The 25,635-nt window shown below is 68.2% G+C and carries 21 protein-coding genes and 2 pseudogenes; 15 read left to right on the top strand and 8 right to left on the bottom strand.

The window, feature by feature from the left end:
* Nucleotides 1-4 precede the first annotated feature (4 nt).
* The 4 genes from OKA11_RS15255 to bdcA all read right to left on the bottom strand — a co-directional run bounded on the left by OKA11_RS15255 (nucleotide 5) and on the right by bdcA (nucleotide 2,818).
* On the bottom strand, nucleotides 5-511 hold the full coding sequence (locus tag OKA11_RS15255; protein ID WP_267221818.1) for a MarR family transcriptional regulator: 507 nt from the start codon (nucleotides 509-511) through the stop codon (nucleotides 5-7).
* 228 nt (nucleotides 512-739) lie between these two features.
* Nucleotides 740-1,627 (bottom strand): LysR family transcriptional regulator, encoded by an 888-nt coding sequence (locus tag OKA11_RS15260; protein ID WP_267221821.1) that lies wholly within the window; start codon nucleotides 1,625-1,627, stop codon nucleotides 740-742.
* A 65-nt stretch (nucleotides 1,628-1,692) separates the two neighbouring features.
* Nucleotides 1,693-2,031, bottom strand: a complete 339-nt coding sequence (locus OKA11_RS15265) for a hypothetical protein (protein ID WP_267221824.1) — start codon at nucleotides 2,029-2,031, stop codon at nucleotides 1,693-1,695.
* Nucleotides 2,032-2,104: 73 nt separating this feature from the next.
* Nucleotides 2,105-2,818, bottom strand: a complete 714-nt coding sequence (gene bdcA / locus OKA11_RS15270) for an SDR family oxidoreductase (protein WP_267221826.1) — start codon at nucleotides 2,816-2,818, stop codon at nucleotides 2,105-2,107.
* A gap of 144 nt (nucleotides 2,819-2,962) precedes the next feature.
* Here bdcA and OKA11_RS15275 point away from each other — a divergent pair, with 144 nt between their 5' ends.
* Nucleotides 2,963-3,859, top strand: a complete 897-nt coding sequence (locus tag OKA11_RS15275; protein ID WP_267221829.1) for a LysR family transcriptional regulator — start codon at nucleotides 2,963-2,965, stop codon at nucleotides 3,857-3,859.
* Between the two features lie 75 nt (nucleotides 3,860-3,934).
* Here the strand turns inward: OKA11_RS15275 and OKA11_RS15280 are convergent, their stop codons facing one another.
* The 4 genes and pseudogenes from OKA11_RS15280 to OKA11_RS15295 form a co-directional block, all read right to left on the bottom strand.
* Nucleotides 3,935-4,156 (bottom strand): hypothetical protein, encoded by a 222-nt coding sequence (locus tag OKA11_RS15280; protein ID WP_267221831.1) that lies wholly within the window; start codon nucleotides 4,154-4,156, stop codon nucleotides 3,935-3,937.
* Between the two features lie 150 nt (nucleotides 4,157-4,306).
* A complete protein-coding gene (locus tag OKA11_RS15285; protein WP_267221833.1) occupies nucleotides 4,307-4,789 on the bottom strand; it encodes a c-type cytochrome in 483 nt (160 codons plus the stop codon).
* An 81-nt stretch (nucleotides 4,790-4,870) separates the two neighbouring features.
* Nucleotides 4,871-5,332: pseudogene (locus OKA11_RS15290) on the bottom strand (efflux RND transporter permease subunit); the annotation flags it as partial.
* A gap of 57 nt (nucleotides 5,333-5,389) precedes the next feature.
* On the bottom strand, nucleotides 5,390-6,307 hold the full coding sequence (locus OKA11_RS15295; RefSeq protein ID WP_267221835.1) for a LysR substrate-binding domain-containing protein: 918 nt from the start codon (nucleotides 6,305-6,307) through the stop codon (nucleotides 5,390-5,392).
* 83 nt (nucleotides 6,308-6,390) lie between these two features.
* On the opposite strand from OKA11_RS15295, the gene OKA11_RS15300 reads away from it, so the two are divergent.
* The 14 genes and pseudogenes from OKA11_RS15300 to OKA11_RS15365 all read left to right on the top strand — a co-directional run bounded on the left by OKA11_RS15300 (nucleotide 6,391) and on the right by OKA11_RS15365 (nucleotide 25,561).
* A complete protein-coding gene (locus OKA11_RS15300; protein WP_379489386.1) occupies nucleotides 6,391-7,605 on the top strand; it encodes an aspartate aminotransferase family protein in 1,215 nt (404 codons plus the stop codon).
* Nucleotides 7,605-9,047, top strand: a complete 1,443-nt coding sequence (gene astD, locus OKA11_RS15305; RefSeq protein ID WP_267221839.1) for a succinylglutamate-semialdehyde dehydrogenase — start codon at nucleotides 7,605-7,607, stop codon at nucleotides 9,045-9,047. Before OKA11_RS15300 ends, astD begins: the two co-directional genes overlap by 1 nt.
* Nucleotides 9,040-10,326 (top strand): N-succinylarginine dihydrolase, encoded by a 1,287-nt coding sequence (locus tag OKA11_RS15310; RefSeq protein ID WP_267221841.1) that lies wholly within the window; start codon nucleotides 9,040-9,042, stop codon nucleotides 10,324-10,326. Before astD ends, OKA11_RS15310 begins: the two co-directional genes overlap by 8 nt.
* Nucleotides 10,323-11,261: an arginine N-succinyltransferase gene (locus tag OKA11_RS15315; RefSeq protein WP_267221843.1), complete on the top strand. Its 939-nt coding sequence runs from the start codon at nucleotides 10,323-10,325 to the stop codon at nucleotides 11,259-11,261. Before OKA11_RS15310 ends, OKA11_RS15315 begins: the two co-directional genes overlap by 4 nt.
* Nucleotides 11,262-11,387: 126 nt before the next feature.
* Nucleotides 11,388-11,969: an ANTAR domain-containing response regulator gene (locus tag OKA11_RS15320; protein WP_142639370.1), complete on the top strand. Its 582-nt coding sequence runs from the start codon at nucleotides 11,388-11,390 to the stop codon at nucleotides 11,967-11,969.
* Nucleotides 11,966-13,180 (top strand): CmpA/NrtA family ABC transporter substrate-binding protein, encoded by a 1,215-nt coding sequence (locus tag OKA11_RS15325; protein ID WP_267221845.1) that lies wholly within the window; start codon nucleotides 11,966-11,968, stop codon nucleotides 13,178-13,180. The genes OKA11_RS15320 and OKA11_RS15325 overlap by 4 nt, the downstream gene beginning before the upstream one ends.
* Nucleotides 13,181-13,390: 210 nt before the next feature.
* A complete protein-coding gene (locus OKA11_RS15330; protein ID WP_267221846.1) occupies nucleotides 13,391-14,653 on the top strand; it encodes a nitrate/nitrite transporter in 1,263 nt (420 codons plus the stop codon).
* Between the two features lie 73 nt (nucleotides 14,654-14,726).
* Nucleotides 14,727-15,932: pseudogene (locus OKA11_RS15335) on the top strand (hypothetical protein).
* A gap of 218 nt (nucleotides 15,933-16,150) precedes the next feature.
* Complete coding sequence (gene nirB / locus OKA11_RS15340; protein ID WP_267221848.1) at nucleotides 16,151-18,697, top strand: nitrite reductase large subunit NirB; 2,547 nt, start codon at nucleotides 16,151-16,153, stop codon at nucleotides 18,695-18,697.
* A 5-nt stretch (nucleotides 18,698-18,702) separates the two neighbouring features.
* Nucleotides 18,703-19,038: a nitrite reductase small subunit NirD gene (nirD, locus tag OKA11_RS15345; protein WP_267221851.1), complete on the top strand. Its 336-nt coding sequence runs from the start codon at nucleotides 18,703-18,705 to the stop codon at nucleotides 19,036-19,038.
* Nucleotides 19,038-21,686, top strand: a complete 2,649-nt coding sequence (locus OKA11_RS15350) for a nitrate reductase (RefSeq protein WP_267221854.1) — start codon at nucleotides 19,038-19,040, stop codon at nucleotides 21,684-21,686. The genes nirD and OKA11_RS15350 overlap by 1 nt, the downstream gene beginning before the upstream one ends.
* Entirely contained in the window at nucleotides 21,673-22,485 is an 813-nt protein-coding gene (gene cobA, locus OKA11_RS15355) for a uroporphyrinogen-III C-methyltransferase (protein ID WP_267221856.1), read from the top strand. Before OKA11_RS15350 ends, cobA begins: the two co-directional genes overlap by 14 nt.
* Entirely contained in the window at nucleotides 22,482-23,696 is a 1,215-nt protein-coding gene (locus OKA11_RS15360; RefSeq protein ID WP_267221857.1) for a molybdopterin molybdotransferase MoeA, read from the top strand. The genes cobA and OKA11_RS15360 overlap by 4 nt, the downstream gene beginning before the upstream one ends.
* A gap of 80 nt (nucleotides 23,697-23,776) precedes the next feature.
* Nucleotides 23,777-25,561, top strand: a complete 1,785-nt coding sequence (locus OKA11_RS15365; protein WP_267221858.1) for a sensor domain-containing diguanylate cyclase — start codon at nucleotides 23,777-23,779, stop codon at nucleotides 25,559-25,561.
* Nucleotides 25,562-25,635: the final 74 nt, after the last annotated feature.

Genomic DNA, 25,635 nt, shown 5'->3' on the forward strand with positions numbered 1-25,635 from the left:
ACCATCAGGGCGTTTCGGACAGGATTTCCGCCAGGCGCTCCATCGTGGTGTTCAGGCGCTGGAGATCCTTGATGCCCAGTTCGCGCTCGATCCGTTCGTAAAGCGGATCGAACTGAGGTACGATTTCGCGTACCAGTTTCATGCCATCCGGCGTGATCGAGTGGAGGTAGCGACGCGCGTCCTCCTTGCTGGCACGACGCAGGATCAGGCCGCGCTCGGACAAATCGCGGACAATCCGCGAAAGGCTTGGGCCGAGCAGGAAGGCACGGGTGGCAAGGTCTGCCGCATCGATTTCGTCTTCAATGCTCAGCAGGCGCAGGACCCGCCATTGCGGATCGGTCAGATTGTAAGGATCGAAGATCAAGCGCATGCGTGTGGCCATCGCATCGCGCGCCCGGTGCAGCAGGACCGGAACCTGCCGCGCCTCCGTATGGCCTGCCCCCTGAAAAGGATGGGGGTACGACCGTGCAGTCTGTATCTTGTCGTCCGGGGCCGGGATCGTCGGCTGCATTGCGGTGCTACCTCGCTCTATATCCAGCGTCTATACTGGCTGCATGGTGCCGGGGATAGTCCGGCTTGCGGTATCGCATGATGTTTGGATGGGGCAAAATGTGAGCGCGTCCTTGGGCGCGTCTGGACAAATTCCGCATTGCACGGTTGCCCTGAAATCTGGCGGGCCCTGGCGCGCAAGGCGCTCGACAGGGCCTGCCGTCGGCCGATACCTGAAGTCTGCGGACGTTCAGCGCAGTGGGGCGCGGGCGGCCAGGAATTCCACGAGCAGGCGTGCCGGGCCGCTCAGGCTGGCGGCGTCGGCGGCGAGGAGCATCTGCCGCTGCGCCCAGGGTTCGTCGAGTTCGACCAGCTTGAGGCCCATCGGCACGATGAAGTTCTTGGCCGCCTCGCTTGGCAGGACGCCGATGCCGAAGCCGGCCTGGATCATCCGGCACACGGCGTCGTAGCTGTCGACCGCGGCGCGCAGGCGGAAGGGCCAGCCCTGTTCGTCGGCGGAGCGGGCGAGCAGGCGGGTATTGGCGGTGTCATAACCCATCTGCACGAATTCGTGCTCGGCCAGGTCCTGGAAACGCACCGAATGGGTGCCGAACAGCACATGCGGCGGGGCGACGACGGCGAGGCGGTCGCAGCGGTATTTCCAGGTGTCGAGCCCAAGCGTGCCGGGCTCTTCCATGATGACGCCGACTTGCGCCTCGCCCGCGCGCAGGCGGCCGACGATCTCGGAGGAATAGACTTCCTGGATGTTGAGGCGGATCTTGCCATTGTCCTGGCCGAAGGCGGCAAGGTCGGCGGGCAGGAACTGGGTGATCGCCGCCGTGCAGGCGAGGATGTCGACGCTGCCTTTCAGCCCCTTGGCGTAGTCCGACAGGTCGGAGACCGCGAGGCCGACTTCGCGCATGATCCGGTGGGCATGGACCAGCAGCGCATCACCGGCCGGGGTCAGCGCCACGCCGCGCCCGTTGCGGACCAGCAACTGGACGCCGAGTTCGTGTTCCAGCTGCGAGAGACGGCGGCTGATCGCGCCGATGGCGAGGTTGGCATCGTCCGCCGCGCGCGACAGGCTGCCCAGTTCCGCTACGCGGATGAACAGCTTGAGGGTCGTCAGGTTGAGCATGCAGCGTTGCTTGTATCGGCCATCTCTCGGCTTCCATACGGTGCAATGGTCTCAGCGGCGAGGCTTCAGCGCTTCTTCTTGGTGATCGGCGCGGTGAAGTCGGGATCCTTGTTGGCCACCCAATCGACGAACTTGCGCACGGCCGGATTGTCCAGCAGCCCTTCGACGTTGGTGCCGTGGCGCTGGAGTTCGGAATTGGTGAAATTGGCGATCAGCGTCTGCTGGCAGATCGAGTGCATCGGTACCACATCACGCCCGCCCCGGCTCTTGGGCACCGGATGATGCCACACGATGGTGGTGCCGGTAGGGCGCCCGCAGAGCCAGCAGGGGACGGGCGGCGGCGCCGCTTCCTCTTCGTCATGCAGGTCTTCGAAGGAATCGTGCTTGGAATGCTTGCGGGCCATGGCTCTGCCGGAATTGTCTGTGACTGCGGCGCTCCCCCTATCCGAGAGAGCGCCGCATGACCAGACGCCGTGTTCAGGCGCCGAAGCCACCGTCGATGGTCTGCATCGATCCGGTGATCATCCCGGCATGGGGGCCGGCGAGATAGGCGGCGAGCTCTGCGATTTCCTGGGGGCGGGCATGGCGCTTGATCGCGATGAAGCTGTGCATCGTCGCCGCCATCGGGCCCTCGGCCGGGTTCATGTCGCTGTCGGTCGGTCCCGGCTGGATGCTGTTGACGGTAATGCCCCGGTCGCCGAAATCGCGGGCGAGGCCGCGCACCATGCCCTGCACGGCCGACTTGGTGAGCGCGTAGGCGGCGCCGCCGGTAAATGGCATGCGGTCGCCGTTGACCGAGCCGATGACGATGATGCGGCCGTTGTCGTTCATCGTGCGACCGGCCTCGACGGCGGCATGATAGGGTGCGCGCACGTTGACGTCGATCATATGGTCGACCGCGTCGGCGTCGAGCGTCAGCGGATCGCCCAGCACCAGCGTACCGGCGTTGATGACCAGGACATCGAGCGCGCCGCGGGCCGCGACCGTGGCGACCAGCGCATCGCGCGCGGCGCTGTCGGCCTGGATCGCCTCGGCGCCGGTTTCGGCGGCAAGAGCCTCGGCGGCACCGAGCGACCCGGCGTAGGTGAAGGCGACGTTGGCGCCGCCCTGTGCGAAGCGGCGCACGATGGCGGCGCCGATGCCCCGGCTGCCGCCCAGGACCAGTACGTTCTTTGCGGTGAATTCGTCCATGTCAGATCTCCGTTCTCAATAGGGTGTTGCGTGGGTTGCTGTTGGCACCCGTTCGGTCGGGAGCCTCTGGACGGGAAGATGCTATACGGGCATCGTTCGAACTAGCCGGAAGAATTGGAACCTTGTCGACGGGATTTCCGAACGATGATGAAGCTCGATGGCGTGGTTGCCTTTGTCACCACGGTGGAAGCTGGCTCGATCAGTGCGGCTTCGCGGCGCCTTGGCCTTGCCAAGTCGGTGGTGAGCGAGCGGCTGGCCGAACTGGAGCGCACGCTGGGGGCCACGCTGCTTCAGCGTTCCACGCGGCAACTGTCGCTCACCCATGGCGGGCAGACCTTCCTGCCGCGCGCGCAGCGCATCCTGCGCGAGGCGGAAGAGGCGGCGGCGGAACTCGCCGCGCGCAGCGGCACGCTGGCGGGGCCGCTGCGGCTTTCCGCTCCGGTCGGCTTCGGCATCCTCCATCTGGGCGCGGCGCTGGCGCGGTTCCTTGAGGGTCATCCGCAGATCGAGGTCTCGCTGGAACTCGACGACGGCTTTGTCGATGCGACGTCGGGCGGTTTCGACGCCGTCTTGCGGCACGGCGCGGTGGGTGACGGCAGGCTGATCGCGCGGCGGCTGGCAAGAAGCCGCCGCCTGCTGGTGGCCGCGCCGGCCTATCTGGAAAGCGCTGGGGTTCCGGCATCGCTGGCCGATCTCGAGCGCCATCGTGGCATTCTCTATGCGAACCGGTCGGGCGACTGGCGCTTTGCCGCACCGGGCGGATGGTCGGTCGTGCGGCCGGTCGCCGCACTACGGGTGAACAACGGGATCGTCATGCGGGACGTGGCCGCAGCCGGGCTCGGAATCGCCCTGCTGCCCTCGTTTTTCGTGCACGAGGCGCTGGCGCAAGGGACGCTGGTGGAGATCGATGTCGGGCTCGAGGCCGAGGGCGCCGAATTGTTCCTGGCCTATCCGCGCGATCACGGCGCCTCGGTCAAGATCCGGGCGTTGGCGGACAGCCTGCGCTGCAGCTTTGGCGATCCGCCATATTGGGAGCGCTGATGCGTCAGGCGTGACGGATAGCCGGGGCCAGACCCGAGCGCGAGGCCCGGGTCTGGCTGCTGGGGGGGTATCAACTCACGAGCACTTGGTGAACTGGCCCTTCTTGGGACCGGACGAGAAGCGGCACTTGCCGTCCTTGCCCTTGGCGACATTGGCTGGGGCGGCCTTCTTTTTCACCGGAGCGGTCTGGCACTTGATGAACTTGCCCTGCGCATTGCGACACGTGCTGGCAGCCATGGCCGGCGTTACGCCCATCAGGCTGGCAATGGCGGCAGCAGCAACGATTTTGCGGAACATGTCTGTTTCTCCTTCTGCGTTTGCGCGCACCCGCAGGTTGCCGTTGTGCGCGGAACGCTTTCTGGAGGCTGAACCTTGCCTTGTGTTATTCAGCGGGGGTGGGGGGCTGTGGCGACGGCGGAAGTCCATCACCAGCCACGGCAAAGCCCTCTATCGCTTGGCGGCAGGCGACTGGCTTTGCAGATAGGCGATGATGTCGGCCCGGTCGAGCGCGTCGGGCACTCCGGAAAACTGCATGGCGGTGCCGGGAACGACCGCTTGCGGGTTCTTCATCCAGCGCTCGAGGGTGGGCGCGTCCCATCGGCCACCGGCACTGCGCAAGGCGGCGGTGTAGCCAAAGCGCTGGCTGGTCTGGCCCATTGGCTGGCCGTAGACGCCGTAGAGGTTGGGGCCGCCCAGGTCGGGGGCGCCGGGTGTCGTGCGGTGGCAGGCGGCGCATTGCCCGAGCTTGCGTGCGCCGAGATCGGCGTCGGCGACGGCCAGCAGCCTTGCGAGGGTGGGGCGGGGACCCGCCGCGCGCAGGCGTTCCTCGCGGCGGTCGTCCTTGCACCCGGCGAGCGTGGCGGTCAGGCACAGCGCGGCAAAAGTGATCACGGGAAGGGCGATCGTGGGCAGGGGTCTGTTCGCGGCCATGCCCGGGCGGTTAGCGGGCCGTGGGGACCGTGACCAGCGGACGATTTGTCCAACCGGCCACGGCCCTTTCTGCGCGCCCGCCTATCCGGCGCGCTTGCCGAAGCGGGCGTAGAGCGTCGGCAGCACGAACAGCGTCAGCAGCGTGGCCGAGATCAGTCCGCCGATGCCCGATAGCGCGGTGAAGCCCACTGCCGCGGAGATCGAGAATGGCATGCCGCGCAGGAACAATGCCAGCGCTCCGCCGACGAGGGCCAGCGGCACTCCGGTGAAGACGATGGCGGCATCGCGCAGGCTGCGCAGGGCACCGTAGAGCAGCATGATGAGCGCGAAGCAGGCGGGCACCACCACCATCAGCCGGTCGCGTGCGGAGGCGAGGTTCTCGAACTGGCCGCCCCAGGTCAGCCAGATGCCCGCGGGCAACTCCACCTCGCGGGCGATGGCGCGGCGAGCCTCGGTGACGACGCTCGACACGTCGCGCCCGCGCCCGTTGGTCTGCACCACGACGCGGCGCTTGCCGTTCTCCCGGCTGATCTGGTTGGGGCCGCCGGTTCAAGTGCAACGTGGATGGCGCGCGCGGCGTGAAATGCGGAGAGGTCAGGGTCATGGCTGGCGGGTGCACTCCTCCCGCATCCAGTCGCGGAAGGCGGCGAAGGCCTTCGTCTTGGGGCTGCCTTGCGGGAATGCCAGCCAGTAGCTGCGTGCATCGCCGGGCGGCATCTCGGGGGACGGGGTTTCGAACGGGATCACCAGTTCGCCCGAGGCCAGTTCGGGCTCGATCAGGAAACTGGGGATCAGCGCGGCGCCGCCGCCCGCCTTGACGGCCTGTGCCAGCATCAGGAAGTGGCTGATGCTGGGCATCGTGCCGGCGTCGGGGGCGTCGAGACCGAAAGGCCGGAGCCAGCGCGACCAGGCGTCCTTGCGCTGGGACTGGACGAGCAGCGGAACGCGCAGCAGGTCCTTCGGGCGGCGGACTTCGTGTTGATCGGCCAGCGCGGGGGAGATGACCGGCACGACATGCTCGCGGAACAGCAGGTCGTGCTCGGCGTCCGGCCAGTCCGGATCGCCCACGTGGATGGCGGCGTGGAACGGTTCGCGGGCGAAGTCGAACAGGTCGACGCGCGAGGCGATGTTGATCACCAGATCCGGGTGCTTCTGCGTCAGCCGGGGCAGGCGCGGGGCCAGCCAGCGCATACCGAAACCGGGCAGGACGGCGAGTTCGATGACATGCTCGGGCGCGGGTTCGAGGAAGCGCCCGGTGGCGCGGCGGATCGCGGCAAGGGCGGGGGCAAGGTCGTCGAGATAGTCCTGCCCCTTGTCGTTGAGGGCGACACGGCGCCCATGGCGGTCGAACAGCGCGGTGCCCAGCCATTGCTCGAGATTGGCGACATGACGGCTGACGGCGCTTTGCGTGAGGTTGAGGGCCGCACCTGCGCGGGAGAACGAGCCGAGCCGGGCGGACGCCTCGAAGCAGTGGAGCATCGCCATTGGCGGCAAGCGCCGCCGGTCATCGTAGTTCATTCTAAAAACTCATGAGGACATGCGTATTATCGGTCTATTTAATGCGTTCCGGATCGGAAATCATGTGAAATATGCATGAGGAGATGCCCGTGACCAATTCCGTCCTGCCCGTCTACAATCCCGCACCGATGAAGCTGGAGCGCGGCCGCGGCGTCTGGTTGTTCGACGAGCAGGAGGCTGACTGGCTCGATTGCGTCGCGGGCATTGCCACCAATGCGCTGGGGCACTGCCACCCGCGTCTGGTTGCGGCGCTCACCGAGCAGGCGGGCAAGCTCTGGCACGTGTCGAATGCCCTGGCGATTCCGGGGCAAGTGGCGCTGGCGGACAAGCTGACGGCGGCCTCGTTCGCCGATTATGCGTTCTTCACCAATAGCGGCGCCGAATCGATCGAGGCCGCGATCAAGATCGCCCGCCGCTATCATGCGGTGCGCGGCGAGCCGCAGCGGATCGACGTGATCGGGTTCGCCGGCAGCTTCCACGGGCGCACTTACGCCGGCATCAACGCGAGCGGCAGCACGGCGCTGCTCGACGGGTTCGGGCCGCGTCTGCCGGGCTACCTTCAGCTTTCGCTCGACGATCATGCGGCCTTTGCCGAAGCCGTCGCACGTCCCGGAACGGCGGCGGTCATCGTCGAGCCGGTGCAGGGCGAGGGCGGTGCGCGCGCGCTTTTGCCGGAAGAGCTGCTGCGCCTGCGCGAACTCACCCGCCGTCACGGCGTGCTGCTGATCCATGACGAAGTGCAATGCGGCATGGGCCGCACCGGGCGCCTGTTTGCCCATCAGTGGGTCGAGGGCGCCGAGCCCGACATCATGGCGCTGGCCAAGGCGCTGGGCGGCGGCTTCCCGGTCGGCGCCTGCCTTGCCTCGGCAGAAGCGGCGCGCGGCATGGTGTTCGGTTCGCATGGCAGCACCTTCGGCGGCAATCCGCTGGCCATGGCGGTGGCCCAGGCCGCGTTCGACGAGATCGCACAGCCGCAGCTGATGGCGCACGTGGAGGCGATGTCGGCGCGCCTGCGCGAAGGGCTTGAGGGGCTGCGCCAGCGTCATCCCGGCGTGATCGAGGCCATTCGCGGCAAGGGGCTGCTGGTCGGCGTGCGGTTGGCGACACCGAACAAGGAGTTCATCGTCGCGGCGCGCGAACACCGCTTGCTGCTGGCGGGTGGCGGCGACAATTGCGTGCGCCTGCTGCCGGCACTGGTCATCACGGCCGAGGAAGTGGATGAAGTGATCCGCCGGTTCGAGGCGACCTGCCGCTCGGTCGAGGGCGCAGGCGCCGACGCGGCACTGGTGGCCGGCTGATGCTTACCTCCACTTGCCCCGCCACCGGCGCGCTTGTCTGGGAAGGCCGCAGCGATGATGCCGATGCGGTAAGCCGGGCGATCGGCGCCGCGCGACGTGCGTTTGAGGACTGGTCGCAGACGGACCTCGAACAGCGCATCGCCTGTATGCGCGGTTATGCCGGCAAGCTCGAGGAAGCGGCCGGCGATCTGGCGCGGATGATCGCGCGCGAGACCGGGAAGCCCGTGTGGGAGGCGCGTCAGGAAGTCGCCTCGATGATCGGCAAGGTGGAGATCTCGATCCGCGCCCAGGCCGAGCGCGCGGGCTACCGCGAGGAGCCGCAAGGCTTCGGGCAGGCGGTGCTGCGGCACCGTCCGCATGGTGTCATGGCGGTGCTGGGGCCGTACAATTTTCCCGGCCACCTGCCCAACGGGCATATCGTTCCGGCGCTGCTGGCGGGCAATACCGCGGTGTTCAAGCCCTCGGAAGAGACCCCGGGAACCGGCGCGATGATGGCCGCGCTGCTGCAGGCATCGGGACTGCCTGAAGGCGTCCTCAGCCTGGTCCAGGGTGGGCGCGGGACGGGCGCGGCGCTGATCGCGGGCGACATCGACGGGCTGCTGTTCACCGGCTCCGCTGCGACCGGCACCCTGCTGCGCCAGGCCACCGCCGATCGGCCACATGTGATCTTGGCGCTCGAACTCGGCGGCAACAATCCGATCGTCGCCTGGGACGGCGATGCCGGTGCGGCGGCGTCCATCGTCGCACAGTCGGCCTTCGTCACCGCCGGCCAGCGCTGCTCCTGCGCACGCAGGCTGATCGTGCCGGATGGGGCTGCGGGCGAGCGTATCGTCAAGGCGGTGGCCGCTATCGCGGCGCGGATGCGGATCGGTGCGTGGGACGCGGTGCCGGAGCCGACATTCGGTCCGCTCGTCTCGGTCGCTGCGGCCGAGCGGGCGCGCGAGGATGTGCGCGCGCTTCTGGCCCTCGGCGCGCGGGAGGTGCTGCCGCTGCGCGATCTTCACGGGCTCTCGCCCGCCTTCATGGCGCCGGTCATGCTCGACGTGACCGGGATAGCGGTGCCGGACCGCGAGATCTTTGCGCCGGTGCTGCAGATCCGCAGGGTGGCCGATTTCGACGCCGCGATCGCGGCGGCCAACGACACTGCCTACGGCCTTTCTGCGGGGCTGGTCTCCGAGGATCCGGCGCTGTGGCGCCGCTTTGCCGCGCGAGTGCGGGCAGGCGTGGTGAACTGGAACCGCCCGACCACCGGCGCCAGCGGGGCGATGCCGTTCGGCGGCCTCGGCGCTTCTGGCAATCACCGGCCGAGCGCATACTATGCCGCTGATTACTGCGCCTACCCGGTCGCCAGTTTCGAGGCAGGGGCGGTCGTCGATGTGAGCGGCGAGATTCGCGGGCTGATGCCCGCCCGGCAGGAAAGCGGTGTGAACGAGCATGCGTGAGATCAACTTCGACGGTCTGGTCGGGCCGAGCCACAATTACGCGGGGCTTTCGCTGGGCAACATCGCTTCGGCCACCAATGCCGGCGGGGTTTCCGCCCCGCGCATGGCGGCCTTGCAGGGCATCGCCAAGATGCGGCGGATGCTGGCGCTGGGCCTGCCCCAAGGCCTGCTGCTGCCGCATGGCCGTCCGGATGCGGACTGGCTGCGCACGCTCGGTTTTGCAGGCGATGACGATGCCGTGTGCCGCGCCGCCTGGGCGCAGGAACCGGCGCTTCTGCGCAATGCCTTCTCGGCCTCGGCGATGTGGACCGCCAATGCCGCGACCGTTTCCCCTGCGCCCGATACCGCCGATGGTCGCTGTCATTTCACGGTCGCCAATCTCTCGACGATGCTCCACCGCAGCGTCGAGCACACCGAGACCTTGCGCCAGCTGCGGCTGGCCTTTGCCGACGAGCGCCATTTTGCCGTCCACGCGGCCCTTCCCGCCGGCCTCGGCGACGAGGGTGCGGCCAATTTCATGCGGCTGAGTGCCCGTCACGCCAACCCCGGCCTCGAACTCCTTGTCTATGGCGAGCGTCATGCCGCCTCTCCCTTCCCCGCCCGCCAGCACCGTGCGGCGAGCGCGGCACTCGCGCGCCGTCATGGCCTCGCCGACTTTGCCCTTGTCCGCCAAAGCGATGCCGCCATCGCTGCCGGGGCCTTCCACAACGATGTCGTCGCGGTTGCCAACGAGCATGTCCTGTTCACTCACGAACAGGCCTTTGCCGACCGCGACGGGCTCTATCGCCGCATCCGTGAAAGCCTGCCCGGAGCGGTGATTGTCGAGGCGCCTGCGGCGCGGGTCAGCCTCGATGCGGCGGTGCGCTCCTACCTGTTCAATTCGCAGTTGGTCACCTTGCCAGATGGCGGCATGGCGCTGGTGCTGCCGCAGGAAGCCCGCGAGACGCCAGAGGTTTGGGCCTGGCTGGAGGACGTGCGGGCCGGCGACAATCCGATCCGGCACCTGGAAGTGGTCGATGTGCGCGAATCGATGCGCAACGGCGGCGGCCCGGCCTGCTTGCGCCTGCGCGTGGCGGTGAGCGAGGAGGCCCATGCCGCGATCGACCACCGTTTCCTGCTCGACGAGGGCAAGTGCGACCGCATCGCGGAAGTGGTCGAGCGGACATGGCCCGAGCGCATCGCGCCGGACGACCTTGGCGAGCCGGACCTCTGGCAGCAGTGCCGCACCGCACGTGCCGCGCTGCTCGGTGTCCTCGGCTTTGCGGCGGGCGAACTGTGAGCGCATTGCCTGCAGGGCGGCCCTTTGTCCGTCCCGTGCGCGAAGACGATCTCGATTCCCTGCTGGACCTCGCGGGCCTGACCGGCGGCGGCATGACCAACCTGCCGCCCGACCGCGCGACGCTAGCCGAGAAGATCGCCCGCAGCGAGGCGGCGCTCCGCGCGCAGATCACTGCGCCGCAGGATGAATTCTACCTGCTGGTGCTGGAATCCGCGCAAGGGCAGGTCGTGGGCACGGCCAGCCTGTTCTCGCGGCTGGGCGCGAAGTGGCCATTCTACAGTTACAAGGTCAGCCGTGTCACCCACGTCTCGCGCGATCTGGAGCGCACGTTCTCGACCCGCATCCTTCACCTCGTCAACGACTTCGACGGGGCATCGGAAGTGGGCGGGCTGTTCCTTCATCCCGAGGCGCGCTCGGGCGGGCTGGGCGCGCTGCTGGCGCGCAGCCGCTACATGTTCATCGCCCAGCACCGCCAGCGCTTCGGCGAGGTGGTGATCGCGGACTTGCGCGGTTGGGTGGAGAACGGCACCAGCCCGTTCTGGGACGCGGTGGCCGGGCCCTTCTTTGGCAGCGGCTTCCTCGAGGCGGACCTCCACAATGCGGTCCACGGCAACCAGTTCATCGCCGACCTGATGCCGCGTTATCCGATCTATACCAGCATGTTGCCCGAAGCTGCGCGTAGCGCCATCGGCAGGCCGCACGAAAGCTCGGTGCCCGCGCTGCGGATGCTTCAGGCTGAGGGCTTCGCGCATGAGGGGTACTGCGACATCTTTGATGCCGGGCCGACCGTTCAGGCCCGTACCGACCGAATCCGCACCTTCAGCCTGTGCCGCCCGGTCGCGGCCGCGCTGCCGACCTTGCGTACCGACGAGCCGCGGGCGCTGCTGGCGCAAGGGCAGGGCGCGGGCTTCCGGGTCTGGCAAGAGGCCGATTGACCTGTCGAGGGGCCGTCCCGGACGCTGCACTGCACAAGCGGCGTTGACGCGGTGGTCATGCTGGGCAATGTGCGACAGGGGCTGCCGGTCGAGCGGCCGGTCGGCCAGACGGCCCAGCGGGGTGAAATGAGAATCGTCATCATCGACGACAGCGGCTTGCGCGCGACGGTGCTCGAAGAGGGCCTGCGCGAGGCGGGCTACGACGATATCCATATCGTCCCGCCGCGCGGCGCTTTCGTGGCGCGGCTGGAGCGCATGGCCCCCGATGTCGTGCTGATGGACCTCGGCAGTCCGAGCCGCGACACCCTTGAGGAAATGCTCACCGTCAGCCGCGCGCTGGCACGGCCCATCGCGATGTTCGTCGACCAGTCCGACGAAGCGATGATCGGCGCCGCCATCGATGCCGGGGTTTCTGCCTATGTCGTCGACGGGCTGCGCAAGGAGCGGGTCAAGCCGGTGCTGGAACTGGCGGTGCGCCGGTTCAACACGTTCTCGCGCATGCAGAGCGAGCTGGAGGAAGCGCGCACCGCGCTCGCCGATCGCAAGGTGGTGGACCGGGCCAAGTCGATCCTGATGAACCAGCGCGGGCTGTCGGAGCAGGATGCCTACAACCTCTTGCGCACCAGCGCGATGAACCAGGGCAAGAAGATCGTAGACGTGGCGCAGGCGCTGATTACCGCCAGCGACCTCCTGGGAGGCGGATTATGACAACAAGCCTGCGTATCGCCTTCCTGCCGCTCAACGATGTGGCAGTGCTGGCGGCCGCCCGTGAACGCGGTTTCGCCGAAGACGAAGGAATCGCGCTCGATCTCGTGCGTACGACGAGCTGGGCGACCTTGCGCGACCGGCTGGTCTACGGGCAGGTTCAGGCCGCGCACATGCTGGCGCCGCTGGCGGTGGCGGTGACGCTGGGCCTCAGCCAGCAACCGGCGGCGCTGGCCGCGCCCTTCAAGCTCGGCGTCAACGGCAACATGCTGGTTATGGCCCGCGATTTCGCCGCCGCGCTCGATCCCGATCCGGCCCGGCGCCTGGCCGATCCGCTGGGCACCGCGCACGATTTTGCCGCGGCCATCGGCCTCTGGCGGCGCAAGCCGGTGATCGGCGTCGTCCATCGTTTTTCCAGCCACGCCCTCATGCTGCGCTACTGGCTGGCGAGCGCGGGCATCGACCCCGACCGCGACGTGGTGCTGCGGGTGCTGCCGCCCTCGCTGACGGTCGAGGCGATCCATGCCGGGGAGATCGACGGGTTCATTGCCGGCGAACCGTGGGGCGGGGCGGCGATCGCCTCGGGGCGGGCCGAGGCCGTCGCCATCGGCGAGCGGATCTGGCAGCGCGGGGTCGAGAAGGTGCTGGCCTTCCGCGAGCCCTGGCTTGAGGAAAACCCCGATACGGTCGACCGCCTGCTGCGCGCGCTGGCGCGGGCGGCGGCCTGGTGCGACGAGCCGGACAACCGCGAGGTGCTGGCCGACATCCTGTCGCACGCCGACTATGTGGACCAGCCGGCGGACCTGATCCTGGGCGCGCTGGGCGGGCGGATCGTACCGCGCGCCGGGGATGCGCCGCTCGATTGCCCCAATTTCGTGCTGTTCTCGCGCGAGGCGACGCCGTTCCCCTGGCGCAGCCAGGCGCTGTGGATCTACTCGCAGCTGCTGCGCTGGGGCATGGTCGAGGCCTCGCCGCAAGCCGCCGCGCAGGCCGCTGCGGTGTTTCGTCCCGACGTGTTCCGCCGGGCGCTGGCCGGCAGCGACGTGCCGATGCCCGGCGCCAGCATGAAACTGGAAGGCGCGCTGGAAAGCCCGCTGGCGGTCGGCTCGCGCAAGGGCGACCTCACCCTGGGGCCGGACCGTTTCTTCGACGGGCGTGTCTTCGATCCCGAGCGGATCGAGGACTATCTGACGGGCTTTTCGCAGTTGCGCTGAAAAGATTGCGAATTTTGTGCCTTGCAACATCGGGCGAATCACGGAATTATATGAACACCGTGCGATGAAGCACGACCATACCGGATAGGCCGTTCCAAGGGCGGGACGCCATCCTCACCGATATTCGCAGCAAAGCCGCTGACCGGGCTCACCGCAAGGGTGACGTCCGGCCTGCGGCTTTTTTCGTGTCCGTTTTATGGGGGACGTTCGATGGCATCCGCATACTGGGAACGTGATGGAAAGGCCGATCCGGCCGAAAATGCACCGATGAGCGCAGCGGCGACCAGCTTCTGGAAAGCCGGTCACACGCCGACGCTGATCGCCGCCTTTCTGTACTTCGACCTCGCCTTCATGGTCTGGGTCCTGCTGGGGCCGCTGGCGCCCGAAATTTCCAAGACGCTGGGCCTGACGCCCGCTGAAAAGGGCCTGATGGTGGCCGTGCCGACGCTCGCCGGCGCGCTGCTGCGCGTCGTCAACGGCCTGCTGGTGGACCGCATCGGTCCCAAGCGTTCGGGCGCGATCAGCCAGCTCATCGTCATCGCCGGACTGTTCTTCGCCTGGTTCACGGGCGTCAGCAGCTTTGCCGGTACCCTCGCGCTCGGCGTGATCCTCGGCTTTGCCGGCGCCAGCTTCGCGATCGCCCTGCCGCTCGCCAGCCGCTGGTATCCGGCCGAGCACCAGGGCAAGGCGATGGGCCTTGCCGGCATGGGCAATTCGGGCACCGTGCTCGCCTCGCTCTTTGCCCCGATGCTGGCCAAGATGTTCGGCTGGAACGCGGTGCTGGGCCTTGCCTGCATTCCGCTGAGCGTGGTGTTCGTGGTCTACATGCTGATGGCCAAGGATTCGCCGAACCAGCCCGCCCCGCGCAAGTTGGTCGATTATTTCGAACCGCTCAAGCAGGCCGATGCCTGGTGGCTGATGGGCTTCTATTCGGTGACATTCGGTGGTTTTGTCGGTCTTGCCGCCTCGCTGCCGATCTACTTCACCGACCAGTTCGGCTTGACCACGATCACCGCCGGCTACTGCACCGCGGCCTGCGTCTTCGCCGGTTCGCTGGTGCGCCCGATGGGCGGCGCCCTGGCTGACAGGATCGGCGGCGTGAAGGCGCTGATGATGGTCTACACGGTCGCCGCGATCGCGCTTGCCGGGGTGGCGCAGGCCCACTCCCTGCCGGCCGCGCTCGGCATGTTCGTGCTCGCCATGCTGGCGCTGGGCACCGGCAACGGCTCGGTCTTCCAGCTCGTGCCGCAGCGTTTCCAGGCCGAGATCGGGGTGATGACCGGCCTGGTCGGCATGGCAGGCGGCATCGGCGGGTTCTACCTCGCCAGCTCGCTGGGCCTGGCCAAGCAACTGACCGGCAGCTTCGCCCCCGGGTTCCTGATCTTCGCAGGGCTTGCCGTGGTGGCGCTCGCTGCGGTGGCGCTGGTCAAGAGCCGCTGGCGCGCGACCTGGAAGACCGTCGCCCGCATATAATGGGAGAGCAGCGCGGCGTTCCGGCCTGACGGCCGGGGCGCCGCCATCCTTTGCCCCCCAGGAGATCATTCGAATGCGATACTTGCTTGGAACGGTGGCCGCGCTGGCCGCCGCCGGGTCCGCTCATGCCGAAGAAGTGGACCTCAAACCCATTGTCGAAGCGCGGGCGCGCTACGAACATGTCGATCAGGACGACATCGACAAGGCCGCCGATGCCCTGACCTTGCGCCTGCGCGCCGGTGCTACCGCCACAACCGGCGCTTTCAGCGCCACCGTCGTCGGCCAGGGCACGCTGGCCGCGGTGGATCGCTACTATGACGGCCTGAACGGAGTGGCCGACCGGCCGCTGGTGGCCGATCCCCAGGACATCGCGCTCTACATCGCGCAGCTTCAGTACAAGACGAAGGGCGTGACGCTGACGGCAGGCCGCCAGAAGATCATGCTCGACGATGAGCGGTTCGTCGGCAATGCCGGTTTCCGCGACAATGCGCAGACCTTCGATGCCGTGCGCGCCGAACTGACCCCGCTCAAGGGACTGAAGCTCGACGTTTCCTATGCCTGGAGCGCCCGCACCATCTGGGGCATCGACGGCCACGGCGCCCGCCAGCAGGCGGTGAGCGGCGACAATGTCTTTGCCAACGTTTCCTACGTGACGCCGGTGGGTACTCTTTCGGGCTTTGCCTATCTGGTCGACCAGGACGAGGCGGCGGTGCAGGGCTACCGCCTTTCGAGCCAGACTTACGGTACCCGTCTGGCCGGCAGCCATGCCTTCGGCAAGGCGGCCAAGCTCTCGTGGCAGGCGAGCTATGCGCGCCAGTACGACTGGCACCACAATCCCAACGACTATCACGCCGACTACTGGCTGGCCGACGCCCTGCTCGACGTGAAGGGCTGGAAGCTCAATGGCGGCTATGAAGTGCTCGGCGCCAGCAGCGGCGCGGCGCTGACCAGTTTCCAGGTCCCGCTCGGCACCAATTTCAAGTTCCAGGGCTGGGCCGACAAGTTCCTGACCACGCCGGCCAATGGCGTGCGGGACCTCTATTTCGGCGGCGGCTACGGGATGAAGCAGCTCGGTCCGCTGTCCGCGGTCGCGCTGCAGGGCACCTGACACCGGTTCGACAGCGATCGGCTGGACCAGCACTATGGCAACGAGCTTGATCTTATCGCGAGTGCGAAGGTCAAAAAGACGGCCATTGCGCTGCGTTATGCCCATTATGACGCCCGCCAGATGGCCGTGGACACCGATAAGTACTGGATTCAGCTGGACTGGGCGATCTGATCGCCGCGTGTGACGGAATCGCTTGAGCCTTCGGGCGATTCCGTTTATTGTGCATTGCAAAGGACGACGTTGTCCTTCCTACATCACCGAAGCGACCCACCGGCGGGTCGCGGAGGCCCATACGATGGCAAGGCCGCCATCCAGACTTTCGGTTTAGAACCGAGGGTCCGGATGGCGGCCTTTTTCTTTTTCTCCCTCGAATTTCAGGAGATGCGGGGATGGAATTTCAGGACGGGATCGACGCTTCGGCGGATTACGAGGACAGGCTGATCGTGCCTTCGACCGATGTGAGTGAGCACCTCGTTGTTGTCGGTAACGGCATGGCGGGCTGCCGCGCGGTGGAGGAACTGCTGGCGCGTGACGCCGGGCGCTACCGGGTCACCATCTTCGGCGCCGAACCGCACGTGAACTACAACCGCATCATGCTCTCGCCGGTGCTGGCGGGCGAGAAGACCTTCGACGAGATCGTCATCAACAGCCGCGAATGGTACGACGAGAACGACATCGACCTCATCACCGCTGATCCCGTCACCGCGATCGACCGGGCGGCCAAGACCGTCACTTCGAAGTCGGGCCGCAAGGTCCACTACGACCGGTTGTTGATCGCCACCGGTTCCGATCCCTTCATCATCCCCGTCCCCGGCAAGGACTTGCCTGGCGTCATCTCGTTCCGCGACATGAAGGATGTGGACACCATGCTGGCCGCAGCCGAGGCAGGCAAGGCCGATGGCGCCAGCGAGGCGGCGGCCAGCGCGGTGGTGATCGGCGGCGGCCTGCTCGGCCTCGAAGCGGCGCACGGCCTCACCTTGCGCGGCATGAAGGTCACCGTCATCCACCTGATGCCCACGCTCATGGAACGCCAGCTCGACGAGGCGGCGGGCTACCTGCTCAAGACCGCGCTGGAAGGGCGCGGCCAGACGATCCTCACCGGCGCCGATACCGCCGAGATCTATGGGCAGGACAAGGTCGAGGGCGTGCGCCTCAAGGACGGGCGCGAGATCCCCGCCAGACTGGTGGTCATGGCGGTCGGCATCCGCCCCTCGGTCGCGCTCGCCCGCGAGGCGGGACTTGAGGTGGGCCGCGGCATCAAGGTCGACGATCACATGGTGACGAGCGACCCTGCCGTGCTCGCCGTCGGTGAATGCGTCGAGCATGACGGCAATGTCTACGGCCTTGTCGCGCCGCTCTGGGACATGTGCCGCAGCCTCGCCGATGGCCTGACCGACCGCCACACCGGCTACAAGGGCTCGGTCACCTCGACCAAGCTCAAGGTCGCCGGGCTCGACGTGTTCTCCGCCGGTGACTTTTCGGGCGGCGAGGGCTGCGAGGACATCGTCCTGCGCGACGCCGCGCGCGGGGTCTACAAGCGTGTGGTCGTCAAGGAGGACAAGGTCGTCGGCGCCGTGCTCTACGGCGACACCGCCGATGGCGGCTGGTACTTTGACCTCCTCAAGAAGGGCGAGGACGTTTCGGAAATCCGCGACCTCCTGATCTTCGGCCAGGCCTTTGCCGCCGGAGGAGCCGGGCTGGACCCTAAGGCCGCCGTTGCGGCGCTCCCCGCAGATGCGGAAATCTGCGGCTGCAACGGCGTCTCCAAGGGACAGGTCGTGGCCTCGATCGAGGGCGGCGCCTGCAACCTCGATGCCGTGCGCGCCACCTGCAAGGCCTCGGCCAGCTGCGGTTCGTGCACCGGCCTCGTCGAGACGCTGCTGGCACTGACGCTGGGAGAAGAGGTGCAGAACGGCCCCAAGACCCTGTGCAAGTGCACCAGCTTCACCCACGACGACGTGCGCCGCGAGATCGTCGCGCAGGGCATGAAGTCGATCCCCGAAGTCATGCAGCAGCTCCACTGGTCGACGCCCGACGGCTGCTCCTCCTGCCGCCCTGCGCTCAACTACTACCTGCTCTGCGCGCTCCCCGGCGAATACGTCGACGATCAGGCCAGCCGCTTCGTCAACGAGCGCATGCACGCCAATATCCAGAAGGACGGCACCTATTCGGTGGTCCCGCGCATGTGGGGCGGCCTTACCAATCCGAAGGAACTGCGCGCGATCGCCGACGTGGTCGAGAAGTTCAACGCGCCGATGGTCAAGGTCACCGGCGGCCAGCGGCTCGACATCTTCGGGATCAGGAAGGAGGACCTGCCTGCGGTTTGGGCCGATCTCAACGCGGCGGGCATGGTCTCGGGCCACGCCTACGGCAAGAGCTTGCGCACCGTGAAGACTTGCGTGGGGTCCGAATGGTGCCGCTTCGGCACGCAGGATTCGACCGGCCTCGGCGTCCAGATCGAGCGGATGACCTGGGGCTCGTGGATGCCGCACAAGTTCAAGATCGCCGTTTCGGGCTGCCCGCGCAACTGCGCCGAAGCCACGATCAAGGATTTCGGCGTGGTCTGCGTGGATTCGGGCTACGAACTCCATGTCGGCGGCAACGGCGGCATCCATGTCCGCGCCACCGACCTCCTCTGCAAGGTCGCGACCGAGCAGGAGGCGATGGAGGTCTGCGCCGCCTTCATCCAGCTCTACCGCGAGGAAGCGCGCTATCTCGAACGCACCGCGCCGTGGATCGAGCGCGTCGGCCTCGATTACGTCAAGGGCAAGCTGCTCGAAAGCCATGGCGCCCCGGCCGATGCCATCGCGACCTATGCCGCACGCTTCCACTTCTCGCAGAGCTTCTCCCAGGAAGACCCCTGGGCCGAGCGCGCGAGCGGCGAGCGCGCCGACCTGCACCAGCACCTCGAACCTATCGCAATCGCGGCGGAGTGACTGACATGACCCAGTGGATCGAAATCGGCATCCTCACCGACATCCCGCTTCGCGGTGCCCGCACCGTCCAGATCGAGGGGCAGAAGGAAATCGCGGTGTTCCGCACCGGCGACGGAGAGGTATTCGCGCTCGTCAACGAATGCCCGCACAAGAAGGGGCCGCTCAGCCAGGGCATCGTCCATGGCCACTCGGTCGCCTGCCCGCTGCACAACTGGAACATCGCGCTGCGCACCGGCGAAGCACAGGGAGAGGACAAGGGCTGCACCCCCACCATCGCGGTGAAGCTCGAGGGTGACCGCGTGCTGCTTGCCCTTCCCGAACGGGTGGAGGAGGCCGCCTGATGCGCGCTGCGATCCGCACGACTTGCGCCTACTGCGGCGTCGGCTGCGGCATCGCGGCGACGCCCAATCCGGACGGGGCCGGCGAACGCACGGTCGCGATCAGGGGCGATGAGGCGCACCCCGCAAACCAGGGCCGCCTCTGCTCGAAGGGCACGCACCTGGGGGAGACCGTCGCCCTCACCGGCCGTCTCCTCACCCCGATGATCGGCGACAGGCGCGCCTCGTGGGACAAGGCGCTCGACCTCGTCGCCAGGCGCTTTGCCGACACCATAGCGCGCCACGGGCCCGACAGCGTCGCCTTCTACGTCTCGGGCCAGCTCCTCACCGAGGACTACTACGTCGCCAACAAGCTGATGAAGGGCTTCATCGGCTCGGCCAACATCGACACCAATTCGCGCCTCTGCATGTCGAGCGCGGTCGCCGGTCACATGCGCGCCTTCGGTGAGGACGTGGTGCCGGCGAGTTACGAGGACCTCGAACTGGCCGACCTCGTGGTGCTGGTGGGCTCCAACACCGCCTGGTGCCACCCGATTGTCTACCAGCGCATCCAGGCCGCCCGCGCCGCGCGCGGCGCGAAGCTGGTCGTCATCGACCCGCGCCGCACCGAGACTTGCGAGGGCGCGGACCTTCACCTCGCCTTGCGCCCGGGCAGCGACGTGGCGCTGATGAAGGGCCTGCTCGCATGGCTCGCGGCCGAGAACGCGCTCGACCGCGAATACCTTGCCCGCCATGTCGAAGTGCCCGAGGGCTTCTGGGAAGAGCTCGAGGCGACAGCCGACCTGTGGACCACCGCGAAGACCTGCGACCTCGATCCGCAGGCGCTGCTGCGCTTTTTCGAACTGTTTCGCGACAATCCGCGCACCGTCACGGTGTTCAGCCAGGGCATCAACCAGTCGATCCGCGGCACCGATCAGGTCAACGCGATCCTCAATGTTCACCTTGCCACCGGCCGGATCGGCAAGCCCGGCGCGGCGCCCTTCTCGATCACCGGCCAGCCCAACGCCATGGGCGGGCGCGAGGTCGGCGGGCTCGCCTCGACGCTGGCCTCGCACATGGATTTCGCGCCCGAGAACGTGGCGCGCGTCGGCCGTTTCTGGGCCGCGCCGCAGATGGCCACCAAGCCCGGCCTCAAGGCGGTCGACCTGTTCCGCGCCATGGGCGAGGGCCGCATCAAGGCGGTCTGGATCATGGCGACGAACCCCGCCGTCTCGCTCCCCGATGCAGGGCGCGTGCGCGAGGCGCTGGCCAAGTGCCCCTTCGTAGTGGTCTCCGACGTGATTGCCGAGACCGACACCGGCGCCCATGCCCATGTCCGCCTGCCCGCCGCCGCCTGGGGCGAGAAGGACGGCACCGTCACCAATTCCGAGCGTGTGGTGAGCCGCCAGCGCCGCTTCATGGTGCTTCCGGGCGAGGCCATGCCGGACTGGTGGATCATCAAGGAAGTGGGGCGCCGCATGGGCTGGAAGGGCGAGTTTGCCTATGACCACCCGGCCGACATCTGGCGCGAACACGCGCGCCTCACCGCCTATCAGAACGACGGCCCCGCCAACGGTGGCCGCGTCCTGAACCTCGCCGGAAAGGCCGCGATAGGCAACCAGGCCTACGAGGACATGGAGCCGTTCCGCTGGGGCAACTGCCCCGATGACCGCGGGCCTTTCGCCGACGGGCAGTTCTCCACCCCCTCGGGCAAGGCGCGCATGGTCCCGGTCGTTCAGATGGCGCTGCAGGATCCGCTGCGCGACTGGCCGCTCACGCTCAACACCGGGCGCTACCGCGACCAATGGCACACGATGACGCGCACCGGCCTTGCCCCCAAGCTGGCCCGCCACCGCGAGGAACCGCTGGTCGAGGTCAACCCCGGTGACGCCGAAGTCATGGGGCTCGGGAGCGGCGATCTCGCGCGGGTTTCCACGCCGCAGGGGGAAAGCCTGTTCCGCGTGGCGCTGTCGGACGGCCAGCGTCCGGGCGAGATCTTCACCCCGATCCACTGGACCGACCAGACCTCGACCGGCGGGCGTACCGGCCTCTTGCCGCGCCCGCTGGTCGATCCGCACTCGGGCCAGCCGGGTTTCAAGTCGACGCCCGCGCGGCTCGCCAGGGTCGAGACCCAGTGGAAGGGTTTCCTCATCCTGCGCGGCGAGCAGCCCGTGAAGGTGCCCTGCCTATGGGCGACGAAAGTCGCGGTGCCCGGCGGTGCGCTCTACGAGATCGCGGGCAACGGCGATCCTGCCCGGATCGAGGCCTGCCTGCCCAAGGGTGAACGCATCGAGGCGATCGACCAGACCCGCGGCAGCCGCCGCGTCGCCGTCATCGTCGAGGGCCGTCTTGCGGGTGTGCTGTTCCTGACCCGCACCGGCCTGCTGCCCTCGCGGGACTGGCTGATCGGCCAACTGGCGGCCGAGGGCGTGGGGGCTGCCGTGCTCGCCGCGCGCGGACCCGGTAGCCAGCCGGACAAGGGGGCGACGATCTGCGTCTGCTTCGACATCGGGCTCAACCAGATCGTTGCCGCCATCCGCGAGCAGGCGCTGGTCGACGTGCCTGCCATCGGCAAGGCGCTGGGTGCGGGAACCAATTGCGGCTCCTGCCGCCCCGCGCTTGCCAAGATCCTGGTCCAGACCAACGAGGAGGTTCTCGATGCAGCCGAATGACCTGATCCAACCGGGCGAAGTCTGGCTGGTGGGCGCGGGGCCGGGCGATCCCGACTTGCTCACCCGCAAGGCCGAACGCCTGATCGGCGCGGCCGATGTGGTCTTTTTCGATGCACTGGTCGGCGCCGGCGTGCTGGCGCTGATCCCGGCGGGGACCGAGCGGGTCAGCGTCGGCAAGCGCTCGGGCCGCCACAGCAAGGCGCAGGGCTCGATCAACGACCTGCTGCTGGAAGCGGCGCGGGCAGGCAAGCGCGTGGTGCGGCTGAAGGGGGGCGACCCCTCGGTGTTCGGACGTTCGGCCGAGGAGATGGACCACCTTGCCGCAGGCGGCGTGGCGGTGCGGATCTGCCCCGGCGTCACCACTGCGAGCGCGGCGGCGGCCAGCGCGCAGGCCTCGCTCACCTTGCGCGGTGTCGCCCGCGGGATCACGCTGGTGACGGCCCATCTCAAGGCCGGCGAGCCGCTGCAGCTCGACTGGGCGGCGCTGGCGAGCCCCGGCGGCACCCTCGGCGTCTACATGGGCCGGGCGGCGGCGGGCGAGATCGCGCGCGGGCTGATCGCGGCGGGGCGGCATCCCGATACGCCGGTGATGGTCGCGGTCAACGTGTCGATGCCTAACGAGCGGCTGATCCGGGGCAAGCTCTCCGCGCTGGCGTTCCTGGTCGCCACCATCAGCGACGACGATCCCACCCTGCTGCTGATCGGCGAGGCGGTGGCCTCGCGCGCCCCTGACGCGGCCCGTGCCGCCACCGGGGCCGCCACGGATGCGTCGATCCCGGCGGCGACGCCTGCCGCGTGATCCAGGATTGTTCGCCCGCCCGGCTCGGCTTTTCCGAGGCGTTCGCAGCGATTTCCGCCCGTGTCCTGCCGCTTGGATGCGAAACGGTGGCAAGCCACGCGGCGAGCGGGCGTATCCTCGCCGAGCGGGTGTTTGCCCAGCGTGACCATCCACCGTTCGCCATGGCGGCCATGGATGGCTTCGCCGTGGCCCGGGAGGACGCGGGCGGCTCGGGCGAGCGCCACTTGCGCCTGGGCGCGCCGCAATTCGCCGGCGACCGGGCCGAGCCGCTCTCGTCCGGCGAAGCGCGGCCGATCTATACCGGCGCCGAAATCCCGCCCGGCGCGGCGGCGGTGCTGGTGCAGGAACGGGCCAGGATCGCGGGCGCCTCGCTCCTGCTGGCCGAGCCGCTTGCGGACAACCTCAATATCCGCAGCCGGGGCGAGGATGCCCGCTGTGGCGAATGCATCGCGCCCGCCGGGCTCCGGGTAAATCCGGCGATCGTCGGCGCGCTGTGCAGCTTCGGGATCGCCGAGGTCCGGGTGCGCCGGATGCCGCGCGTCGCGCTGGTCACGACCGGGGCGGAACTGGTCCCGGTCGGGCCGGCAGCCGGCGGCGCGGTGATCGACGCCAATGGCCCGATGATCGCCGCCCTGCTGGCCGAGGCGGGCTGCCTCCTGACGGGGCGCCATCATGTCGCCGACGACGAGGCGGCGCTCACGGCCTGTCTTGCCGCCTGCCGCGATGGCGGGGCGGACATCATCGTCACCACCGGCGGCGCCTCGGTCGGTGCGCGCGACCTGGTGCGGGCTGCTGTGGAGGGGGGCGGCGCGGCGGTGCATTTCCACGGCGTCCACATGCGCCCGGGCAAGCCGGTGCTGTTCGCCTCCCATGCGGCGGGGCCGCTGGTCTTCGGCCTGCCCGGCAATCCGGTGGCGGCGCTGGTCGCGGCGCGGTTTTTCCTGCTCCACGCGGTGCGCGCCCTGCAGGGGCGCGAGGCGGAAGCTCCGCTCACGCTGCTGCCGGCTTCAAAGGTCGGCGACGGCTGGAGCGAGAACGGGCCGACGCGCGTGCTCAAGGCCCGGATGAGCGGTTATGGCGCCGATGCCCGGGTGGAAATCCTGCCGGGCCAGCAGTCGCACCGGCTGCGTCCGCTGCTGGAGGCCAATGCCTGGCTGGTCACCGGCGGCGGTCTGCCCGCGCGCCTGTTCCCCCTGTTCGATCACGCCTGATCCGCGCAAACCGCCCCGATCCACTGCCGTCTGAGCGGAACTCTCTATAAATCAAACGTAAGTGCGAATAGAGTGGTGGAATGAATCATGGGCACGCGCCATCGTGGTCCGGCATGGTGAAGGGCACGGTGCTGACCAGTCTGCTTGCAGGCATCGGTTATTTCCTGCTGGCAGCGGGCACGATCCACCTGACCAGCAATGGCCGTGACATCGCGACCGTGTGGCCCGCCAATGCGGTGCTGCTTGCCCTCCTGCTCGATCGGCCCAAGCGGGGCTGGGGCGCGATCCTGGTGGCCGGGTTCATCGGCAATGCGGCGGCCAACCTCGTCACCCGCGGCACCATCGAGGCGCCGCTGCTCTATGGGGTCGCCAATATCGTCGAGGTGGTGATCGCGGCTCTGGGCCTGCGTGCCAGCGCCGATGAAGGCGGCATAGTGCATCGTCCTGCCAATGTGTTTCGCCTGTTCCTCTGGGGCGGGCTGCTGGCACCGCTGGCCAGCGCCTTTCTCGGCGCGGGAACCGCCGTGCTGGTGTTCGACGAACCGTTCCTGCGCTCGCTGATCACCTGGTATGCCAGCGATGCGCTGGGCCTGTTGATCTTCACGCCGCTGCTCTATGCCCTGTTTCGCGGGGATTATGGCCGGAGCATCTATGAAATGCGGCCCCGCCAGCGGCTGGAGATGGGCGGCGTGCTGCTGTTGACGGCGGCGACCTGCATCGTCGTGTTCCGTTCGCATCAGCTGCCGATCCTGTTCCTGGTCGCGATGCCGATCACGCTCACCAATTTCCGGGTGGGGGCGCTGGGCACCAAGCTGGCGATCCTGATCACCGCGGTCATCGGCGCGCTCTACACGATGCACGACGTCGGGCCGATCACGCTCGCCTCGTCCGATCCGCGGTTCCAGGCGCTGTTCTTCCAGTTCTTCCTGGCCTGCCTGCTGCTGGGCGAATTGCCGGTGGGGGCCGCGCTGGCGGCGCAGCAGAGCCTGCTGCAGACGCTTGCCGAACGCGAGCGGGCCATGCGCCTCATGGCCTCGCAATCGCCCGACCTGCTGCTCAGCTTCGACGAGCGCGGCATCTGCCGCTACGCGCTGGGGGCGGCACGGTCGCTGCTGGGCGATGTTCCCAAGGCCTTTATCGGGCAGGGGATTGAATGCCTGACCGCCGACCCGGTGGTGCTGGTGGAAGCGTCGCAGCAGGCGCGGGAGGACCGGCAGGGGGTCTACCTTGCCGAGTTCCAGCCGCGCAACAAGCCGGACCTTCATCTGGAGGCCTCGTTCCGTGCCACCGTGGACGATCGCGGCAATTTCCTCGGCACGCTGGCCTCGATCCGCGACATCACCGCGCGCAAGCAGCAGGAGCTGACGCTGGTCCGCTATGCCCAGACCGACGACCTGACCGGGCTGCTCAACCGCGCCGGTTTCCTCCAGAAGCTGGGCACGGCGATTGCCGGGGACGAGCGCGGCGATATCTGCATCGCGCTCATCGACATGGACCATTTCAAGCGGATCAACGACAACCGCGGTCATCAGGCCGGCGACGCGGTGTTGCAGGAAATCGGCGCGCGGCTGTCCTCGCAGGTTCGGGCCACCGATGCGGTCGGACGGCTGGGCGGCGACGAGTTCGTGGTGCTGATGCCGCGCTGCGGCTGGGATACCGCGCGCGAGATCGGCAACCGGCTGGTCGCGGCGGTCGGCCGCACGCCGATCGTGCTGCCGGACGGCGGCCCGGCGGTCACCGCCAGCATCAGTTGCGGGATCGCCCGCTACCGCAAGGGCTGGACGATGGCCCAGTTCCTCAGCGAAGCCGACCGGGCGCTCTACGAGGCGAAAGGCGCCGGCCGCGACCGCATCATGTGCGCGTGAGGCGCGATCGCGGGAGAAAACCCCGGAAAGACGGGAAAGGCCGGGCGCTCATGAACCCATAACCGGCGGCTATC

The organism is Novosphingobium clariflavum, from assembly GCF_026420865.1.
Lineage (GTDB): Bacteria > Pseudomonadota > Alphaproteobacteria > Sphingomonadales > Sphingomonadaceae > Novosphingobium > Novosphingobium clariflavum.

Excerpts from the sequence above, each read along its gene's own strand:
- OKA11_RS15300 (WP_379489386.1), top strand. The coding sequence starts at position 6,391 with ATGCCCGTGACCAATTCCGTCCTGCCCGTCTACAATCCCGCACCGATG.
- OKA11_RS15265 (WP_267221824.1), bottom strand. The coding sequence starts at position 2,031 with ATGGCCCGCAAGCATTCCAAGCACGATTCCTTCGAAGACCTGCATGAC.
- cobA (WP_267221856.1), top strand. The coding sequence starts at position 21,673 with ATGCAGCCGAATGACCTGATCCAACCGGGCGAAGTCTGGCTGGTGGGC.
- nirD (WP_267221851.1), top strand. The coding sequence starts at position 18,703 with ATGACCCAGTGGATCGAAATCGGCATCCTCACCGACATCCCGCTTCGC.
- OKA11_RS15310 (WP_267221841.1), top strand. The coding sequence starts at position 9,040 with ATGCGTGAGATCAACTTCGACGGTCTGGTCGGGCCGAGCCACAATTAC.
- OKA11_RS15285 (WP_267221833.1), bottom strand. The coding sequence starts at position 4,789 with ATGGCCGCGAACAGACCCCTGCCCACGATCGCCCTTCCCGTGATCACT.
- OKA11_RS15295 (WP_267221835.1), bottom strand. The coding sequence starts at position 6,307 with ATGAACTACGATGACCGGCGGCGCTTGCCGCCAATGGCGATGCTCCAC.
- bdcA (WP_267221826.1), bottom strand. The coding sequence starts at position 2,818 with ATGGACGAATTCACCGCAAAGAACGTACTGGTCCTGGGCGGCAGCCGG.
- OKA11_RS15255 (WP_267221818.1), bottom strand. The coding sequence starts at position 511 with ATGCAGCCGACGATCCCGGCCCCGGACGACAAGATACAGACTGCACGG.
- nirB (WP_267221848.1), top strand. The coding sequence starts at position 16,151 with ATGGAATTTCAGGACGGGATCGACGCTTCGGCGGATTACGAGGACAGG.
- OKA11_RS15280 (WP_267221831.1), bottom strand. The coding sequence starts at position 4,156 with ATGTTCCGCAAAATCGTTGCTGCTGCCGCCATTGCCAGCCTGATGGGC.
- OKA11_RS15275 (WP_267221829.1), top strand. The coding sequence starts at position 2,963 with ATGATGAAGCTCGATGGCGTGGTTGCCTTTGTCACCACGGTGGAAGCT.
- OKA11_RS15365 (WP_267221858.1), top strand. The coding sequence starts at position 23,777 with ATGAATCATGGGCACGCGCCATCGTGGTCCGGCATGGTGAAGGGCACG.
- OKA11_RS15320 (WP_142639370.1), top strand. The coding sequence starts at position 11,388 with ATGAGAATCGTCATCATCGACGACAGCGGCTTGCGCGCGACGGTGCTC.
- OKA11_RS15260 (WP_267221821.1), bottom strand. The coding sequence starts at position 1,627 with ATGCTCAACCTGACGACCCTCAAGCTGTTCATCCGCGTAGCGGAACTG.
- OKA11_RS15330 (WP_267221846.1), top strand. The coding sequence starts at position 13,391 with ATGGCATCCGCATACTGGGAACGTGATGGAAAGGCCGATCCGGCCGAA.
- astD (WP_267221839.1), top strand. The coding sequence starts at position 7,605 with ATGCTTACCTCCACTTGCCCCGCCACCGGCGCGCTTGTCTGGGAAGGC.
- OKA11_RS15350 (WP_267221854.1), top strand. The coding sequence starts at position 19,038 with ATGCGCGCTGCGATCCGCACGACTTGCGCCTACTGCGGCGTCGGCTGC.
- OKA11_RS15325 (WP_267221845.1), top strand. The coding sequence starts at position 11,966 with ATGACAACAAGCCTGCGTATCGCCTTCCTGCCGCTCAACGATGTGGCA.